Annotated in this window: 19 protein-coding genes; 2 read left to right on the plus strand and 17 right to left on the minus strand. The window is 55.4% G+C overall.

Annotated elements, in window-relative coordinates; translation table 11 throughout:
* From ABWO67_RS13510 to ABWO67_RS13560, 11 genes are all read right to left on the minus strand, one after another.
* A partial coding sequence (locus ABWO67_RS13510; RefSeq protein WP_353152338.1) for a MerR family transcriptional regulator occupies positions 1–353 on the minus strand: 353 nt, incomplete at its 3' end.
* A gap of 85 nt (positions 354–438) precedes the next feature.
* The gene (locus ABWO67_RS13515) at positions 439–759 is read right to left on the minus strand and encodes an integration host factor subunit alpha (protein WP_353152340.1); all 321 of its coding nucleotides are present in this window, start codon (positions 757–759) and stop codon (positions 439–441) included.
* Between the two features lie 15 nt (positions 760–774).
* Complete coding sequence (gene pheT, locus ABWO67_RS13520) at positions 775–3,183, minus strand: phenylalanine--tRNA ligase subunit beta (RefSeq protein WP_353152342.1); 2,409 nt, start codon at positions 3,181–3,183, stop codon at positions 775–777.
* 15 nt (positions 3,184–3,198) lie between these two features.
* The gene (gene pheS / locus ABWO67_RS13525; protein WP_353152344.1) at positions 3,199–4,221 is read right to left on the minus strand and encodes a phenylalanine--tRNA ligase subunit alpha; all 1,023 of its coding nucleotides are present in this window, start codon (positions 4,219–4,221) and stop codon (positions 3,199–3,201) included.
* Positions 4,222–4,291: 70 nt separating this feature from the next.
* Positions 4,292–4,651 (minus strand): 50S ribosomal protein L20, encoded by a 360-nt coding sequence (gene rplT, locus ABWO67_RS13530; protein ID WP_132641502.1) that lies wholly within the window; start codon positions 4,649–4,651, stop codon positions 4,292–4,294.
* A gap of 19 nt (positions 4,652–4,670) precedes the next feature.
* Positions 4,671–4,868 (minus strand): 50S ribosomal protein L35, encoded by a 198-nt coding sequence (gene rpmI / locus ABWO67_RS13535; RefSeq protein ID WP_073101588.1) that lies wholly within the window; start codon positions 4,866–4,868, stop codon positions 4,671–4,673.
* Positions 4,869–5,084: 216 nt separating this feature from the next.
* Positions 5,085–6,599: a YifB family Mg chelatase-like AAA ATPase gene (locus tag ABWO67_RS13540; protein WP_353152347.1), complete on the minus strand. Its 1,515-nt coding sequence runs from the start codon at positions 6,597–6,599 to the stop codon at positions 5,085–5,087.
* Positions 6,600–6,735: 136 nt separating this feature from the next.
* Complete coding sequence (locus tag ABWO67_RS13545; RefSeq protein ID WP_353152349.1) at positions 6,736–7,629, minus strand: DMT family transporter; 894 nt, start codon at positions 7,627–7,629, stop codon at positions 6,736–6,738.
* A complete protein-coding gene (locus tag ABWO67_RS13550) occupies positions 7,626–8,108 on the minus strand; it encodes a GNAT family N-acetyltransferase (RefSeq protein ID WP_353152351.1) in 483 nt (160 codons plus the stop codon). Before ABWO67_RS13550 ends, ABWO67_RS13545 begins: the two co-directional genes overlap by 4 nt.
* A complete protein-coding gene (locus ABWO67_RS13555) occupies positions 8,108–8,386 on the minus strand; it encodes an accessory factor UbiK family protein (protein ID WP_353152353.1) in 279 nt (92 codons plus the stop codon). The genes ABWO67_RS13550 and ABWO67_RS13555 overlap by 1 nt, the downstream gene beginning before the upstream one ends.
* Before the next feature lie 111 nt (positions 8,387–8,497).
* The gene (locus ABWO67_RS13560) at positions 8,498–8,881 is read right to left on the minus strand and encodes a hypothetical protein (protein WP_353152355.1); all 384 of its coding nucleotides are present in this window, start codon (positions 8,879–8,881) and stop codon (positions 8,498–8,500) included.
* 450 nt (positions 8,882–9,331) lie between these two features.
* Here ABWO67_RS13560 and ABWO67_RS13565 point away from each other — a divergent pair, with 450 nt between their 5' ends.
* Positions 9,332–9,670 (plus strand): P-II family nitrogen regulator, encoded by a 339-nt coding sequence (locus ABWO67_RS13565; protein WP_353152357.1) that lies wholly within the window; start codon positions 9,332–9,334, stop codon positions 9,668–9,670.
* A gap of 65 nt (positions 9,671–9,735) precedes the next feature.
* A complete protein-coding gene (locus ABWO67_RS13570; protein ID WP_353152359.1) occupies positions 9,736–10,962 on the plus strand; it encodes an ammonium transporter in 1,227 nt (408 codons plus the stop codon).
* 73 nt (positions 10,963–11,035) lie between these two features.
* Here the strand turns inward: ABWO67_RS13570 and ptsP are convergent, their stop codons facing one another.
* The 6 genes from ptsP to thrS all read right to left on the minus strand — a co-directional run bounded on the left by ptsP (position 11,036) and on the right by thrS (position 17,089).
* On the minus strand, positions 11,036–12,742 hold the full coding sequence (ptsP, locus tag ABWO67_RS13575) for a phosphoenolpyruvate--protein phosphotransferase (RefSeq protein WP_353152369.1): 1,707 nt from the start codon (positions 12,740–12,742) through the stop codon (positions 11,036–11,038).
* 83 nt (positions 12,743–12,825) lie between these two features.
* Positions 12,826–13,095, minus strand: a complete 270-nt coding sequence (locus tag ABWO67_RS13580) for an HPr family phosphocarrier protein (protein WP_353152361.1) — start codon at positions 13,093–13,095, stop codon at positions 12,826–12,828.
* A 44-nt stretch (positions 13,096–13,139) separates the two neighbouring features.
* Positions 13,140–13,541: a PTS sugar transporter subunit IIA gene (locus ABWO67_RS13585; protein ID WP_353152363.1), complete on the minus strand. Its 402-nt coding sequence runs from the start codon at positions 13,539–13,541 to the stop codon at positions 13,140–13,142.
* Positions 13,542–14,501 carry a glutathione synthase gene (gene gshB / locus ABWO67_RS13590; protein WP_353152365.1) on the minus strand — a complete coding sequence of 320 codons (960 nt, stop codon included), beginning with the start codon at positions 14,499–14,501 and terminating at the stop codon, positions 13,542–13,544.
* 59 nt (positions 14,502–14,560) lie between these two features.
* Entirely contained in the window at positions 14,561–15,130 is a 570-nt protein-coding gene (gene infC, locus ABWO67_RS13595; protein WP_353152371.1) for a translation initiation factor IF-3, read from the minus strand.
* Positions 15,131–15,166: 36 nt separating this feature from the next.
* Complete coding sequence (thrS, locus tag ABWO67_RS13600) at positions 15,167–17,089, minus strand: threonine--tRNA ligase (RefSeq protein WP_353152367.1); 1,923 nt, start codon at positions 17,087–17,089, stop codon at positions 15,167–15,169.
* Positions 17,090–17,485 lie beyond the last annotated feature (396 nt).

A 17,485-nucleotide genomic window follows, 5' to 3' on the forward strand; every position in this document is an offset into this window, starting at 1 on the left:
TTGATCGCGTTCAAGTCGCTGCGCAAGCCCTGAAGTTCCGCACCCGAAAGACGCACGGCGGCGTCCTGATCGTGAGGGACTTCGTTTACGTCGCCAAGCCGGTTTCGCGCGCCGCTGATGGTGAAGCCTTGCTCATAAAGCAAGTCGCGTATGCGGCGTATTAGCAGGACTTCGTGATGCTGGTAATAGCGGCGATTACCGCGGCGCTTCACCGGCTTCAATTGCGTGAATTCCTGCTCCCAGTAACGTAGCACATGGGGCTTGACCAAACATAAATCGCTGACCTCGCCTATCGTGAAATAACGCTTGGCAGGAATCGGGGGCAATGTGACGGGATTTTCGCTAGAGCTCATGGGCGGATTGTAGGCCGATTAATAGACAAAACGTATTCGTGGAAACAGATCAGGCAAAGGCTACGCGGAAGCAGCCAACGCCGATTCACTCGGGAGTGGAACCGGGCTTGCCGCCCTGCTCTACCACGCCTTTGAGCTTCTGACTGGCGTGAAAGGTAACTACGCGGCGAGCCGCAATGGGAATGACTTCGCCCGTTTTCGGGTTGCGGCCGGGGCGCGGCGGTTTGTCGCGCACCTGGAAATTACCGAATCCGGACAGTTTAACCTCGGTTCCGCGCGCTAGCGATTCGCGGATTTCTTCGAAAAAAGTATCAACAATATCTTTGGCTTCACGCTTGTTCAGGCCCACGCGATCGAACAGCAGTTCGGCAAGCTCGGCTTTAGTCAGGGTACGATCCGTATTCATTATGTATGTAACTCCTTACGCGCGCTGACGCACGCCGTGCTCGCTAACAAGCGCCTGCAACAGGCAGCTAATGCATTGCTCCACCGTGCGATCGTCAAGCGTCGCATCGCGGCCCTGGAGCCAAAAGCGGAATGCCATGCTTTTTTCCGACGTCTGGGTCGAATTATCGCGCCACACATCGAACAGCTTGATATCCTTAACTATATCAAGAGTAGCATTAGATGCAATTGTTTGCGTAAGCGTATTCAACAAATCCTGATACGACGTGTCGGCGCTGGCCCAAACAGCCAGGTCGCGGATGACAATGGGCTGGCGCGACAGCTCGGCAGGCGCGGGCATCGGGATGATCGAAATGGCCGCCACATCGATTTCAAATACCACCGGGGCATGCGTCAAATCGCTTTGCTGGGCCCACTGAGGATGGATTTCACCTATCCAGCCCACCGCTTTGCCATCAAGTTCCAGTCGCGCTGAACGACCAGGGTGCAAGGCTGGATAACTGGCAGGCACGCAACGCAGCTTGGCCGCCTGAGCGCCAAGCAAGGTTTCCAAGTCCTTCTTGATGTCATAGAAGTCAACCTGGCGAGTGGGCAGGCTCCATTGCTCGTCTACGGCAGGCCCCCACGCCGCGCCAGACAGGTATTGCGGCTGGCTCACACCGGCGACAGTCAGCTCGCCATCAGGGGTGTTGGCGTCCCGAATGAACACCCGACCCAGCTCAAACACCCGAACCCGGCTTTGTTTGCGATTGGCGTTGTGCACAATATTGGCCAACAACCCACCGATCAGGCTGGACCGCATGACGGCCAATTGACTGGCAATAGGATTCAACAGGCGGATGGGATCAGCGTTACCCGCGTAATCGCGTTCCCATGCCTCTTCCACGAAAGCAAAATTGATGACTTCCTGGTAATCCAGGCTGGCCATAGCGGCACGCAATGCGTGCGGCCCGCGCACCACTTCAGGGGTGGTCAGCATGTCGGCCCGCGCGAGGGGCGGCAAGTCTGGAATGCGCTCAAAGCCGTAAATGCGCGCGACTTCTTCGATCAAGTCTTCTTCAATGAAGAGATCGAAGCGGTATGACGGCGGCGTAACGACGAACACACCATCTGTCACCTGGAACGGCAGCCCCAGGCGCGTAAATATTTGTTCGACTTCTTGTTGAGGTACCGGCACGCCCAACACACGATGGCAGCGATCCAGGCGCATGCTGACTGGTTCGCGCGCAGGCAGCTTGACGATTTGATCATCCAGGGGGCCTGCCTGGCCTCCGCAGATATCAATCAACAGACGCGTCATGAATTCAAGGTGTTCGGGGATCGACTGGAAGTCGACGCCGCGCTCGAAGCGATGGCTTGCTTCGGAACTTAGCTTATAACGGCGTGGACGACCCATGATGGCTTCAGCCCACCAGAATGCGCCTTCCAGATAGATATCAGTGGTATCCAGCGTGACCGAGGTCGCTTCGCCACCCATGATGCCTGCCAGGCTTTCGACAATGTCGCCTGCCGCGATAACACCGACATCAGTATCCAGCGTGACGGTTTGGCCATTAAGCAGTTCCAGCGTTTCACCAGGCTGGCCCCAGCGCACCGTCAGACCGCCCTGTATACGTTGCAGATCAAACACATGGGTCGGACGGCCTAATTCCAACATAACGTAGTTGGAGATATCGACCAAAGCTGAAATGGAACGCTGGCCGGCACGCTCGAGGCGCGTCTTCATCCAAGCCGGCGTTGGCGCTTTGGCATTGACGCCCCGTATGACGCGACCGGCGAAACGGCCGCACAGATCAGGTGCTTCAACCTTGACGGCAAGGCTGTCGTCTAACGTAACAGCGACAGGCTCGAACGTCGGCAATGTAAGCGCAGCGCCAGTCAATGCGGCAACCTCGCGCGCAACGCCCAGAATCGAAAGGCAGTCGGCGCGATTAGGCGTCATCTTCAACGTGAACAAGGTATCGTCCAGATCGAGCACGTCGCGCAACGATTCGCCAATGGGCGCCTCGGCTTCCAGCACCAGCAAGCCATCGTGATCCTGGGACAAACCCAGTTCGCGGGCCGAACACAGCATACCGGCCGACTCGACCCCACGCATTTTGGCGGTGCCGATTTTCATGCCGCCAGGCAATTGCGCACCTACGCGGGCCAGAGGAACCTTGATGCCAGCCGCCGCATTGGGCGCGCCACACACTATTTGCAGCAATGCGCCAGAGCCGTCATCGACTTGACACACCCGCAGCTTGTCAGCGTTGGGATGCGCGGCAATGTCAACGATGTGAGCCACGACAATACCACTGAACGGCGGCGCTGCCGGCGTCGTTTCCTCGACCTCCAGGCCCGCCATCGTCAGCTGATGTGACAAGGCATCGGTATCAAGGTCGGGGTTGACAAAGGCGCGCAGCCAAGACTCAGGAAATTGCATAAGGTACTCGTTGGATTAGCGGTTGAACTGGCGCAAGAAGCGTAGGTCGCCTTCAAAGAACTGGCGTAAATCATTGACGCCATAACGCAGCATGGTCAGGCGCTCAAGACCGGAGCCGAATGCGAAGCCGATATAACGTTCGGGATCCAGCCCGAAGTTGCGCACCACCTGGGGATGCACCTGACCCGACCCGGAGATTTCCAGCCACTTGCCCTGATTGGGGCCCGAGGTGAACATCATATCGATTTCGGCGGAGGGTTCCGTAAAAGGAAAGAACGAGGGACGGAAACGCACCGACAAATCATCGGTTTCAAAAAACGCTCGCAGGAAATTGGTGTAGACGCCCTTGAGGTCGGCAAAAGAGATATCTTCGGCGATCCACAAGCCCTCGACCTGATGAAACATCGGGGAGTGCGTGGCATCGCTATCGACCCGGTATGTACGCCCGGGAGCAATTACCTTGATGGGCGGCTTGTTCATGCGGGCATAGCGCACCTGCATCGGACTGGTGTGGGTACGCAGCAGCAACGGCAGGCCTTGCTGATCTTGCATATCGACGTAAAACGTATCCTGCATGGAACGCGCAGGATGGTTTTCGGGATTATTCAGGGCGGTAAAGTTGGTCCAGTCATTTTCGATTTCGGGGCCATCGGCCACATCGAAACCAATCGAGCGAAAGATCGCTTCGACACGCTGCCAGGTCTGGATAACAGGATGGATGCCGCCGGCTCCTCTGCCCCGCCCGGGAAGACTGACATCGATGGTTTCCGATGCCAGACGTTTATCTAGTTCAGCCTGCGCCAATTCGGCGCGACGAGCAGTAAGCAAGCCTTCGATATGCTGCTTCAGTTGATTGATACGCGCGCCTTCCGCCTTTTTCTGCTCGGGATCAAGCTGGGCCAGCCCTTTCATCATGGCTGTTAGCGCGCCTTGCTTGCCCAGAAACTTGGCTTTGGCGTTTTCCAGCGCCGCCGCATCGGCAACTTGGGCGAATTGTTCTTTGGCCTGAACAATCAGGTCATCAACCGGAGGAGTCATATTGTCGCTTTTCCAAATACAAACGGAGCCCACTTGAGCCCCGTTTGCAGCAATACAGAATCGAAATCGATTAAGCAGCCAAAGCAGCTTGTGCTTGAGCAACCACGGCAGCAAAGCCGGCTTTATCGTTTACAGCCATATCGGCCAGGACTTTACGATCCAGTTCAATCGAGGCTTTCTTCGTGCCAGCGATAAACACGCTGTACGACACACCCAATTCACGGCAAGCCGCGTTGATACGGGTGATCCAGAGAGCACGGAACGTGCGCTTTTTATTGCGACGGTCACGATAGGCATATTGCCCAGCTTTCATTACCGCCTGTTTGGCGATCCGGAATACATTACCGCGGCGACCGCGATAACCTTTAGCTGCTTTAATAACTTTTTTGTGACGAGCACGGGCAGTTACGCCGCGTTTTACGCGTGGCATGGTATGAGATCTCCGTTAATCAAGCGAAAGGCAACATTGCCTTGACCGAGGCGACATCAGACTTGTGCACCGCGGTTGAGCCGCGCAACTGGCGCTTGCTCTTGGTTGTTTTCTTTGTGAGGATGTGACGCTTGAACGCCTGGCCCCGCTTGATCGACCCGCTACCACGAACCTTAAAGCGCTTTGCGGCGCCTTTCTTGGTTTTCATCTTAGGCATGATGTAACTCTGTTGTTTATGAATGTAGGTGACTGCCAAAGCAAACTGGCAATACTTGCATGACCCAACAATCACTTATTAGGGTTGTTGCGCGAGGAGCTTACTGACAAACCCCTTGAACAAGATACTGCTTGAACTTAACTGGCCCCTATCTAAAAAAGCCAGAAAAGCCCTTGATTATACGATTATTTCCAGGCACTTGTCTATTTCTGCAGGCTAACTGCCCCAAGGCTGCCGGTATTGTATGGCTTCCGCAACATGCATGCCATCAATCATGTCCTCTTGGGCAAGATCGGCCAACGTGCGTGCCACGCGCAAGATACGGTGTACAACGCGCGCCGACCAATTCCAGCGCGCCATTCCTTGCTGCACCAAGCCCTTTGCCGACGGCTGTAAAACACAGTGCGCTTCAATCCCGCCGACGTCCAAACCCGCGTTCAGGTGATCTTGGCGATGGGCCTGCCGCTGCCGGCAAAGGGCAACCCTATCGCGTACCGGCCCCGATGCCTCGCCGCGTGGTGCATCCATCCAATCGGCGTCGGCCGCAAGCAGCGCTATTTGCAAATCCACCCGGTCCAGCAAAGGACCTGAAAGTTTACTGCGATATTTCTGGATCTGATCAACGCCGCAGGTACATAGCATTTTTGCATGCCCCAGCCAACCACAAGGACAAGGATTCATGGCTGCCACCAACTGGAACGCAGCAGGAAACATAAGCGTCCTGGATGCGCGGGCAATGGATATACACCCGGTTTCCAAAGGCTCACGCAAGGATTCGAGTACGCGGCGGTTAAATTCCGGTAATTCATCCAGAAACAGGACGCCTCGATGAGCCTGGCTGATTTCCCCGGGCCGGGGATGTGCCCCGCCACCGACCAAAGCAGGCGCCGACGCAGAATGGTGCGGCGCCCGAAAAGGCGGCAGGTCGCTGAATACCTGATCACGCCCACTGATACTGGCCAGCGCGGCCACCTCGAGCGCATGCTCGAGACCAAGGCGTGGCAGCAAGCCCGGCAGACGATGCGCCAGCATGCTTTTGCCCGTTCCCGGCGGGCCAACCATCAATAGACTATGTCCCCCGGCTGCCGCCACTTCGAGCGCGCGGCGCGCCAGCGCCTGGCCGCGCACGTCGGACAGACACGGGACAGCCGCATCAACCGAATCTGCTGATGTCGGTTGCGCGACAGGCAACGGCGCCCTGCCGGCAAAGTGCTCCACCACATCCACCAGAGTCCCAGCCGCCAATACGGTCAACCCTGGCACCCGGGCAGCAAGACCGGCGCCATCGGGCGGCATGACCAGCCTTGCTCCTGGCGTGCTGCGCGCCACCGCCAGGGCAATCGCCAGCGGCGTACCCACCGACACAATAGCCCCCGTGAGCGACAGTTCGCCGGCAAACACATAAGAGGACAAGTCCGACGGGCCTGTGCGAGCCTCTGGTTGCACCTGGCCCGAAGCCAGCAGTACGCCCAAGGCTATGGGAAGATCGAAGCGACCGGATTCTTTAGGCAAGTCGGCGGGAGCCAGGTTGGCGGTGATTCGGCCCGCCGGAAATTCATAGCCGCTACTGATGATGGCCGAACGCACGCGCTCGCGGCTTTCGCGCACACCAGTGTCGGGCAGGCCCACAACATGGAAAGCCGGCAAACCCGGGCCGACATGGACTTCGACGCGAACCGCAAAGCCATCCAGCCCGCATATGGCCCGGCTTGCCAGAATTGCTAAAGACATCACCCTCTCCCGCTTTTCTCTAAGAGAATTAACCGCCAGAAGGTGAGTATGGGCTGCGGCCCGCTTTGATCCTAGATTAAGAATGCCCTTTTATCCAGGGGGATTAGTACGAGGGTAGCCGCCCAACCCAAAGTCGCTACGGCTGCCGCTTGGCGCGCTGCAGGCACGCCAGAAGAAGCCCCGAGACCACCAACATAATTGAGAGCAGAAGCTGCCACGAAGGTAGACTACGCGTCATCGCCAGTTCTATGACTGCGGCAGTAACCGGCCCCAATGCCTGAAAGGCGACGACTCGGCTGGCGTCCATTTTGGCTAAGGCCCATAGCCAGCAGAAATAACCCAGGCCGCTGGATAGACCGATGAAGCCCACATTCGCCCACTGAATGACCGACAAGTGCGGAACAAGAGGCTGGGCGCTAGCCAGACAAAGGCCGGTCAGGAAGATGACTGCAGCAAACATGGCCAGCGTACTGGTGGGCAAGACGGGATAGCGCAGCAGATAAGGACGATACAGGATGCTGCATACGGCTCCGGTCATCGTCGCACCAACAAGCGCTGCAAACGCCAGCGGATCGATCGGATTGGCGTCGATTTGCGCCGGCGACGAGTAAAGCAGAAAGCCCACACCAGATATTGCAAGCACCAATCCGCCAAGCTTTCTCGAACTGTATGCCTCACGCCCCAATACGATCGCCAGGCACATAGTAAATAAGGGCATCGTCGAAAAAACGAGCGCGCAAGTTGCTGCCGGCAGTGTTTCCAGGGCGTAATTAAGCAACACAATCAGCAGGGCAAACTGAAATACCCCAAGAACAGAGACGACCATAGCGTCCGCTGGCAGGAATCGTATGCGCGATGTGGACGTCAGAAGCACCGGTAAACCGAGCACACCTACACCGATCAGGTAGCGTAAAAAGGCGAGCGTGGCCGGCGATGCATCGCTGGACACCACCCGCGTAGATACCATCGCCGCGCCCACAAGGACACCAGTTATCGCCGCGGCGATCGTCGCCTTAACGTGAGTGCTCACAAATCGCGCATCCACGTCTGACCGATAAGATCCTTGCCGAAGCTATGATGCGGCTCTTCTTGGATGAGCTGGAACCCGGCCCGCTGATAGATTCTGCGCGCATCGGTCAATACGCTATTGGTCCACAACACCATCCTCTTGTAACCCGCAAGCCGAGCGAAACGCAGGCATTCATCCACCAGACGATGACCAATACCCAGGCCGCGGGCGCTGGCTTCGACATAGAGCAGACGTAATTTTGCGGTTTCCTGATCGTGGCGCACGACAAATACGGAACCCACTACCTTACCGTCTTTCTCGGCAATCCAGCATCGCTCACAAGCTTGGTCAAACTTTCGCACATAGCTGGCGACAATCTCGGCCACCAGCGCCTCGAACTCTGTATTCCAGCCATACTCCTGCGCGTACAGCACGCCTTGTCTATGTACAACCCAGCCCATATCACCGGGCTGCGGGTCGCGCAGCAAGTAAACGGGCATTACTCGGGGTTGATGGTCGTGCGAGGTGGTTGCTGGGGGACATCGGAGCGCCCTTCCAGGGACTGAATCTTGGCTTCCAATGCGGTGATCCGCGCCATCGAGCGCTCAAGCAGGTCTGCCTGAATATCGAATTCCTCTCGAGTCACCAGATCCAGCCGTGTGAAGGTTTGAGCCATCATGGCTTTCACATTCCGCTCTATATCGGCCGCCGGGCTTTTAGCGATAAGGTCGGACATGTTCTTCTGAAAATCTTCAATCCAGTCAGTTCGATTGATCATGGCAGTCTCCATCAAGGTAATAAGCTAGTGTAATAAAAAAACGGGCCTCAAAGGCCCGTTTCATACTGATGATCAATCCGCTAGCTGATGCAGCATAGTTAGATTGTCAAATTAGTTGTTGGGTGTGACCGGCGCGGAAGTTTGGCCGTTACCCACCTTATCCTGGATGGCTTGGTCAGCTTTAGCTGCGCCTTCCTTGATGGCATCGCCTGCCTGAGCTGCTTTGTCGGAAATGGCATTAGCTGCGTCTTTTGCCGTTTCTTTGACTGTCTCGCCTGAACTGGAGGACGACTGGCTAGCAGCAGGCACGTCGGAAGACGAAGAAGGTGCTGGTGTCGGTGCAGGAGCGGGTTCTGGCGCAGGTGTCGGAACAGGCGCTGGCGCTTCAGTGCTGGCGGGTGGAACGGCTGTGTCTTCACCTTTCGAGCATGCGGCTAGCAGACTCATTGAAGCAACCATTGCAATGACAGCAAGATGTGTACGAGTCTTTTGCATAATATTCCTCACTAATTCTAAGTCGCGATATCTTTTGCTGACCCGGTGCGACTAACGGTTCAGCAGCGAGCTTGTTACAACTGGCTTGGTAACAATTCTAGCCATAGAAAGCGTGCAGACTATCAACCTAGTGTAAACACTAATTTCAATAATATTTTTTATTCCGCTCTATTTTTCAAGAAAGCCCTTTAGGCATCGAGAGTTGCCGTCATATGACCGAGATATCCATCCCCAACATCGAGATACAAATACCTTGTGCCACCAAGCTATTGTTACAGTTTTGTGCAGTCACAAGGTAGATACGCGTCTATATGGTGCGCTCCGAAAACACTTTCGCACCATTTTGGGGCAAAGCCATCAGGATTCAGCCCGCTGCGGAGCACTCCTTAACTTCTAAAATTGGCACGGCGTTTGCGTAACTCTGGCTGTCACCCTTACCAGGAAACTGCCATGAAGCTGATCACAGCCATTATCAAACCATTCAAGCTGGACGAAGTCCGGGAAGCCCTATCCAGTATAGGTATACAGGGCATGACCGTCACCGAAGTAAAAGGCTTTGGCCGTCAGAAGGGCCATACGGAACTGTATCGGGGGGCTGAATATACCGTCGACTTCCTGCCCAAGCTACGCCTGGAAATGGCCGTATCCGATGACATGGTCGAGCAAGCCATTGAAAACCTTTGCACGGCCGCCCACACGGGCAAGATAGGCGACGGCAAGGTCTTTGTGACACCTATCGAACAAGCCATACGAATCCGCACGGGAGAACATGGCGAGAACGCACTGTAGCAGCCCTCTTTCACATTGATCCTTCGCAGAAATACACATTCAGTGCCGTCACTCAGGAGTAAATAATGGATAAAGCCGATTTGGCATGGGTAAGCGTTTCTACCCTGCTAGTGTTATTAATGGTTGTCCCCGGGCTCGCCCTCTTTTATGGCGGCTTGGTTCGCGCCAAAAATGTCTTGTCGATACTGATTCAAGTCGTTTCGACTTTCTCTCTGGCCGTGGTGATTTGGTTCATTTACGGCTATTCCCTGGCCTTTACCGAAGGAAACGCCGTGCTCGGCGGGTTTTCCCGCGTATTTTTCAGCGGTATGCTTGATCTGGCTAATGCGAAATTCGAGCTGTCAGGCACCATTCCCGAGCTTAGCTTTGCAGCCTTCCAGGCGACGTTTGCGGGCATCACATGCGCACTGATTGTGGGCGGATTCGCCGAGCGGGCAAAGTATTCGGCCGTCATGCTGTTTACCGTAATCTGGCTGACCTTTTCCTATATTCCTATCGCCCATATGGTCTGGGCTCCCGGTGGCTGGCTTTTCGAACGCGGCGCGCTGGATTTTGCCGGCGGTACGGTGGTCCATATCAATGCCGGCATTGCAGGCTTAGTAGGCGCCTACTTTATCGGTAAGCGGGTTGGATACGGACGCGAATCGATGCAGCCTCACAACCTGCCCATGGCCATGACTGGTGCGGCCTTGCTGTGGGTAGGCTGGTTCGGGTTCAACGCGGGCTCCGCCCTGAGCGCCAATGAAACTGCCGCCCTGGCATTCTTCAACACCATGGTGGCGACAGCAGGCGCGATCCTGGCGTGGCTGTTGATCGAATGGAAGTACAAAGGCAAGCCCTCGTTGCTTGGCGCGATTTCCGGCGCTGTAGCTGGGTTGGTCGGCATCACCCCGGCTGCCGGTCTGGTCGGCCCCGGTGGTGCGCTTATTATTGGCCTGGTTACGGGCGCTATCTGCGTATGGGGCGTCAATGGCCTGAAGCGTCTGCTGCGCGCTGATGATAGCCTCGACGTGTTCGGCATCCATGGCGTGGGCGGTATTGTGGGCGCCCTGCTGACCGGGGTGTTTAACGCTCAGGCCTTGGGCGGCCCCGGCCTCGAAGCCGTTAGTGCTATTCCGCATCAAGTATGGGTACAGTTGGAAGGCATCCTGATTACCGTGGTTTGGTCAGGGGTTGTGGCCTGGGCTGCTTACTTTATCGCCGATAAGGCATGCGGCCTGCGGGTTGGCACAGATGTCGAGCGCGAAGGCCTGGACATCAACTCACACGGCGAAACCGCGTACCATTATTGATCGGGTATTGCATCACGCTTAACTGCTGAATTGGCGCCCGCGGGCGCCAATTCAGCATATCAGCCTTTAGCTTTTAGCCTGACAAGGCTTCCAAGTCGATGCGTTCGGCCCGGTTCAGCGCCGATGCAACCTTGACTCGCAAGGCATTGGAATGTGCCTGGCGAACTTCCTTTTTAACATCCAGCAATTGCTGCGGATGCATGGAAAATTCTTTTAGCCCCAGGCCCAGCAACATACGGGTAACACGCGAATCGCCGGCGATTTCGCCACATACGGCCACTGGTATACCAGCGCGCTCGGCAGCGTTGATCGTGTGTGCAATCAAGCGCAAGACCGCCGGATGCATGGGATCATACAAATCGGCCACTTCGCTATCGCCCCGATCAATGGCAAGAGTGTATTGAATGAGATCATTAGTACCGATAGACAGGAAGTCCAGCGTTTCGGCGAAGGGCTCAATAGCGATGGCCATCGCCGGTATTTCCACCATGGCGCCCAGGGAAATATTGCGCTCATAGGGTACGCCGCTGGCATCCAGATCGCGGCATGCGGCATCGATGGCCAGGCGCGTGGCATGAACCTCGTGCATATGCGAAATCATGGGTATCAGGATACGCACATGCCCATGCACTGAGGCACGCAGCAATGCCCTTAACTGCGTTGCAAAAATCTCGGGATTGGCCAGGCAATATCTTATTGCTCGCAAGCCCAAAGCCGGATTGGTCGCCACAGTAACGTCGCCGTCCAGCGTCTTATCCGCTCCCAGATCCAGGGTGCGGATAGTAACGGGGCGGCCCGCCATCGTTTTAACCACCGACGAATACGCTTCGTACTGCTCGTCTTCCGTTGGCAGATCGCGGCGGCCCATGAACAGAAACTCGCTACGAAACAGGCCTATGCCATCGGCGCCCGCCTGCATGGCGGCGACAGCCTCTTCAGGAAGCTCGATATTGGCTTCCAGCTTGATTTGTATGCCATCCAGCGTAATTGCCGGCGCATCGCGCAACAAGGCAAGCTCGGCACGCTCGCTGGCATAAACCGCTTGCCGCCGACGATATTCCTGCAGCACCAATGGCGACGGGTTGATAAGCACAGCCCCGGTAAACCCGTCGGCTATTAAGGTATCCCCATCGCGCACCAGCATACGGATATGGCCCAAGCCCACCACTGCCGGCACATTCATGCTGCGCGCCACAATCGCCGTATGAGACGTAGGGCCGCCCAAGTCGGTCAGGAATCCCGCAAAACGAGCGCCGCGCAGGCGCAGCATATCGGCGGGAGAAATGTCGCGAGCTACAACAATTAGCGGGTCACTCGAATCGCCGGCCTCGATTTCCGGCAGCAGTGCGGTGGATCCCGAGAGTACGCGCAAGACGCGTTCGATAACCTGCCGGATATCGGCACTGCGTTCACGCAAATACTCGTCTTCCATGATGGCAAACTGTTCTGCCAGCAATTGCCCCTGAGTAGTCAACGCCCATTCGGCGTTGTAATGGCGCGTAAGAATGAGCTCGCAAGTCTGCTGAAAGAGCATAGGGTCTTCCAGCAGCAAGCTGTGCACGGTTAGCAAAGGCCCAAGTTCGCGGGGCGCATCGTCGGGCAACGCGCCCGCCATAGCCTGCAATTCGACGCTTGCTGTGCTCAGGGCATTTTTCAAGCGTTCGCATTCCGTCTGGACGTCTTCCGGAGCAATACGATAATGCGCAACTTCAAGCGCAGCCGCGCTCATGATTGCGACCCTGCCTATGGCATAGCCTTTGACTACCCCCTGCCCCTGCATGCACAGCATGGAGCGGGGTCCGCGTAAATCGGGAGTCGGATGCGTAGTCATGGAAAATTAGTCGTGAAGCGGCATTGTCCGGACTATTCCTGCTCGCCGAACTTGTTGTTGAACAGCGATTGGATATCAAGCAAAGCCTGATCGGCATCATCGCCAACGGCATCTACCTTGACAGTAACGCCGAGGCCCGCAGCCAGCATCATGACGCCCATAATGCTTTTCGCGTTCACCCGTTGCGCCCCTCGGGCAATGAAAATCTCGCTGTGGAATTTACCGGCCAATTGCGTAAGCTTGGCTGCGGCGCGAGCATGTAAACCCAATTTATTACTGATGACGATGTCGATAGATGGCATAAGGCTCTTTTTTATTTAACAGGCCAATAACGGCACGAAATGGGTCAGCATGCTTGATCAGCATTGACGATGCCCCGCAGGGCACCCTGTCGCACACTTTCGCTCAGTTTATCTGGATTTTCCTGCTGATCGGTCAGCGCCTTCAAAACCATGCACAGATTAGTGCCGGTAATCAAATGAGCGGTCAAGCCTTGCTCGGTAGCCCGCTTCAATGCCTGCTTGGCAATATTGAATGGCGTGGCGCCAAATATATCGCATAGTACCAATGTGGCTTCGTGAGTATCCTGCATAAGTCGCTGCGACAGATCGTCGATGAGCACGGCGGGCTCCGCATCAGGCGCCACGTCGAAAATGGTCAGGTCGGCCTTCTGCCCCAGAACATGTTCAGCACATGCAGCGAAGGCAGCGCCCAGCGGTCGGTGCATAACCAGTACGATGCGGGCCATTCAACCACCTACTGCCTGTTCGAGCGCTGCGGCAAAGCAATCAGCGACATCAAAATCGGTCTGTTCCGTGATTTCGACGAAGCACGTAGGACTCGTCACGTTGACTTCTGTGACATAGTCGCCTATTACATCCAGCCCCACCAACAATAAGCCGCGTTCGACCAACTTCGGCCCGATAGCCTCTGCAATTTCCATATCGTGCGCAGACAGGGGTTGGGCCACACCGCGCCCGCCAGCGGCAAGATTGCCGCGGGTTTCACCGGCCAATGGGATACGAGCCAAGGAATAAGGCACTGGCTTGCCTGCAATTAGCAAAATACGCTTATCGCCGTTGATGATTTCCGGGATGTAGCGTTGCGCCATGATGGTCCGGGCACCATTATCGGTAAGCGTTTCAAGGATGGCGCCAAGATTATGCTCGGCTTCCCGCAGTCGGAAAATACCTGTGCCGCCCATGCCGTCCAGGGGCTTTACGATTACGTCCTGGTATTTTGCATGGAATGCCCGCAAACGCACCATATCGCGCGTAACCAATGTAGGCGACGTAAATGAAGCAAACTCGGTAATGGCGAGTTTTTCGGGATGATTGCGTATTGCCGCCCCGGAATTGAATACGCGTGCGCCTTGCGCCTCTGCGTATTCAAGCAGGTGAGTTGCGTAAACATATTCCATATCAAATGGTGGATCTTTACGCATCAACACAGCATCGAATTCTGCCAGCACGACGTCTTGAGGACGGCTGCGCTCTTGCCACCACTCGTGACCGTGCAAGTCGGCGTCATCGACCAAGGCTATGCCAGTGGCAACTACCTTGACCAAGCCTTCGTCGATATACAGGTCGCCTTGATGAGCCACGCTTAACGTGTGGCCCCGTGCAACCAATGCACGCATCATCGCTACTGATGAGTCTTTATAAGCCTTGAGAGACAGCAAGGGATCAATAACAAACAAAACGTGCATAAGACACCTGCGTGCACCCGTCTGACGGCAAGCCGGCAGACGGGAAGTAGAAGTTCAGGTCAGGAGGCTGCGTCGCCAGGTTTGCCTGGCGTCGCTTTCTTGCGGGGAGCCAATACCATGACCATTTGACGGCCTTCGAGCTTGGGCATGGCTTCAACTTGGCAAAGCTCGAGCAGGTCGTCGCGCACGCGTTCCAGAACGCGCATGCCAAGTTCCTGGTGAGCCATTTCGCGACCACGGAAACGCAAGGTCACCTTGGCTTTGTCGCCTTCCTCGATGAAGCGGCGCAAATTGCGCAGCTTGACCTGGTAGTCGCCTTCGTCAGTTCCGGGGCGGAACTTGACTTCTTTTACCTGAATGATCTTTTGCTTGGATCGCGCCTCTTGTTGGCGCTTTTGTTCTTGATACTTGAACTTGCCATAGTCCATCAATCGGCAGACCGGTGGCTCCGCATTGGGTGCGATCTCGACCAGGTCTACTTCGTGTTGTTCAGACAGAACGAGTGCATCGGCGGTTTTTACAACCCCCAATTGTTCCCCTTCTACCCCAATAAGACGCACCTCGGGGACGCGGATTTCACCATTGATGCGATGTGGTTTTTCGGTTGCGATGTCTAAGACTCCTAGAATTAATAAAAAATCAGGCTTTGGCAAACCTACCCGGTATTACACCCGGGTGTTGATTTCGTTTTGCAGGCGGGCAGAAAAATCGTCAAGGGACATTACCCCCAAATCGACTCCACCCCTGCCACGTACCGCTACTTTACCGGCTTCGCGCTCTTTTTCGCCTACCACCAGAATGTACGGTATTTTCTGCATACTGTGTTCACGAATTTTACGGGTGATTTTTTCAGCACGCAAATCGGAACTGGCTCTAAACCCTTGTTTTTTCAAGCTTAGAGCGATTTCTGCCGCATATTCGGCCGATGGCTCGGAAATGCAGCAAACTACGGCATGTTCAGGGGCTAACCAGGCGGGCATGGCGCCCGCATGATTTTCGATCAACATGCCTATGAAACGCTCGAATGATCCCAGTATGGCACGATGCAACATAACCGGGGTCTTTCGTTGGTCGGCCGGGTCGACATATTCGGCGCCCAATCGTTGCGGCATAGAAAAGTCCACCTGAATCGTGCCACATTGCCAATGACGGCCGATAGCGTCTTTCAGCGTATATTCGATTTTCGGGCCATAAAAAGCCCCCTCGCCGGGTGAGACTTCATATTCACACCCCGTATGGTTCAGGCTATCCATCAAGGCCTGCTCGGCCTTGTCCCAGACTTCGTCGGAACCAATGCGCTTCTCGGGGCGCGTAGCCACCTTATACAGAATCTCGGTAAACCCGAAATCAGCATACACTTTTTGCAGCAAGGCGGTAAATGCCACGCACTCTTCCTGCAACTGGTCTTCTGTACAGAAGATATGGCCGTCATCTTGCGTAAAGCCGCGTACGCGCATCATGCCGTGCAGCGAACCCGATGGCTCGTTGCGGTGGCATTGACCGAATTCACCATAGCGTATGGGCAGTTCGCGGTACGAATGCAAGCCGGAATTAAAGATTTGCACATGGCCTGGGCAGTTCATGGGCTTAAGGCCGTAAGTACGGCTCTCGGATTCCGTCGTAAACATGTTTTCGGCGTAATTATCCCAGTGGCCGGTTTTCTTCCAAAGGGACAAATCGAGTATCTGCGGCGCCTTCACTTCCTGGTAGCCGTTATCTTGGTATACAGCGCGCATGTATTGTTCGACTTGCTGCCATAACGTCCAGCCCTTGGGATGCCAGAAAATCAGTCCCGGCGCTTCTTCCTGGAAATGGAACAAGTCAAGTTCGCGCCCCAGCTTGCGGTGATCGCGCAACTCGGCTTCTTCCAGCATGGTCAAATAGCTGGCCTGCTCGTCCTTCGAGGCCCAAGCCGTACCGTAAATGCGTTGAAGCATTTCGTTCTTGCTGTCGCCGCGCCAGTACGCACCTGCAACCTTCATTAGCTTGAAGACCTTCAAATGGCCAGTAGACGGCACGTGCGGGCCACGGCACAAGTCAATGAAATCGCCCTCGCGGTACAAGCTGATAGGCTCGTTGGAGGGAATGGATGCGATGATTTCCGCTTTGTAGTGCTCGCCTATTCCATTGAAGTAAGCCACCGCATCATCGCGCATCCACTCTTCGCGGGTTACCACCTCGTTCTTCTTGGCCAGCTCGGCCATTTTCTTTTCTATGGCAACCAAGTCTTCTGGCGTAAACGGGCGCTTATACGAAAAGTCGTAATAAAACCCGTTTTCAATGACTGGGCCTATGGTGACCTGGGCTTCAGGGAAAAGCGACTTCACTGCGTAGGCAAGAAGGTGAGCCGTCGAGTGGCGGATCAAATCCAGGCCATCAGGATCCTTGGCCGTAATAATAGCCAGATTCGCGTCCTGCTCCAGTACAAAGCTTGTATCGACCAGCTTAGGCTCAACACCGTCCACCGTAACACGCCCGCCCAACGCGGCGCGGCCCAAGCCGGTGCCGATCGAATAGGCGATATCGTTAACAGATACGGGGCCTGGAAACTCGCGCTGCGAGCCGTCAGGCAGGGTAATTTGAACCATAAGATGTCCTGAAAATGCAAAAACGCGGCATGCGCCGCGTTTTGGGTTTTTTGATTTGCTTTAGACTGAACAATACGCGGCGACAGCTAAATACTACAGATCGTAGTTCGCGTAGTGCTAAAGTTCATATAAACCAAAAATAAGTAGTGTTATCGTGGCTTTAGTGTAACACCATGCAGCAGGAAAGCCTCCCACATCGTCCGAAAACTGGCATTAGGCTGAAATTCCAAAGCAGTCTGTTGTGAAAATACAAAAACCTGCCGAGCCTATCGGTAGGAAAACGGTATTTGATGGCCGTTTTGACAAGCCCCAAACAAATAGGTTAGAATCTTTTTCTTCCTTAGGCGGTTAGCTCAGTTGGTTAGAGCGCTACGTTGACATCGTAGAGGTCGCTGG

Source organism: Pollutimonas bauzanensis (genome assembly GCF_040393045.1).
In the GTDB taxonomy this organism is placed as follows: domain Bacteria; phylum Pseudomonadota; class Gammaproteobacteria; order Burkholderiales; family Burkholderiaceae_B; genus Pollutimonas; species Pollutimonas bauzanensis_A.

What these genes read in the sequence shown, in the direction of transcription:
- ABWO67_RS13555 (WP_353152353.1), bottom strand. Translation starts at nt 8,386, where the DNA reads ATGATCAATCGAACTGACTGGATTGAAGATTTTCAGAAGAACATGTCC.
- gshB (WP_353152365.1), bottom strand. Translation starts at nt 14,501, where the DNA reads ATGCACGTTTTGTTTGTTATTGATCCCTTGCTGTCTCTCAAGGCTTAT.
- ABWO67_RS13515 (WP_353152340.1), bottom strand. Translation starts at nt 759, where the DNA reads ATGAATACGGATCGTACCCTGACTAAAGCCGAGCTTGCCGAACTGCTG.
- rplT (WP_132641502.1), bottom strand. Translation starts at nt 4,651, where the DNA reads ATGCCACGCGTAAAACGCGGCGTAACTGCCCGTGCTCGTCACAAAAAA.
- ABWO67_RS13570 (WP_353152359.1), top strand. Translation starts at nt 9,736, where the DNA reads ATGGATAAAGCCGATTTGGCATGGGTAAGCGTTTCTACCCTGCTAGTG.
- rpmI (WP_073101588.1), bottom strand. Translation starts at nt 4,868, where the DNA reads ATGCCTAAGATGAAAACCAAGAAAGGCGCCGCAAAGCGCTTTAAGGTT.
- thrS (WP_353152367.1), bottom strand. Translation starts at nt 17,089, where the DNA reads ATGGTTCAAATTACCCTGCCTGACGGCTCGCAGCGCGAGTTTCCAGGC.
- pheT (WP_353152342.1), bottom strand. Translation starts at nt 3,183, where the DNA reads ATGCAATTTCCTGAGTCTTGGCTGCGCGCCTTTGTCAACCCCGACCTT.
- ABWO67_RS13565 (WP_353152357.1), top strand. Translation starts at nt 9,332, where the DNA reads ATGAAGCTGATCACAGCCATTATCAAACCATTCAAGCTGGACGAAGTC.
- ptsP (WP_353152369.1), bottom strand. Translation starts at nt 12,742, where the DNA reads ATGCAGGGGCAGGGGGTAGTCAAAGGCTATGCCATAGGCAGGGTCGCA.
- ABWO67_RS13560 (WP_353152355.1), bottom strand. Translation starts at nt 8,881, where the DNA reads ATGCAAAAGACTCGTACACATCTTGCTGTCATTGCAATGGTTGCTTCA.
- ABWO67_RS13580 (WP_353152361.1), bottom strand. Translation starts at nt 13,095, where the DNA reads ATGCCATCTATCGACATCGTCATCAGTAATAAATTGGGTTTACATGCT.
- ABWO67_RS13540 (WP_353152347.1), bottom strand. Translation starts at nt 6,599, where the DNA reads ATGTCTTTAGCAATTCTGGCAAGCCGGGCCATATGCGGGCTGGATGGC.
- ABWO67_RS13550 (WP_353152351.1), bottom strand. Translation starts at nt 8,108, where the DNA reads ATGCCCGTTTACTTGCTGCGCGACCCGCAGCCCGGTGATATGGGCTGG.
- ABWO67_RS13585 (WP_353152363.1), bottom strand. Translation starts at nt 13,541, where the DNA reads ATGGCCCGCATCGTACTGGTTATGCACCGACCGCTGGGCGCTGCCTTC.
- pheS (WP_353152344.1), bottom strand. Translation starts at nt 4,221, where the DNA reads ATGACTCCTCCGGTTGATGACCTGATTGTTCAGGCCAAAGAACAATTC.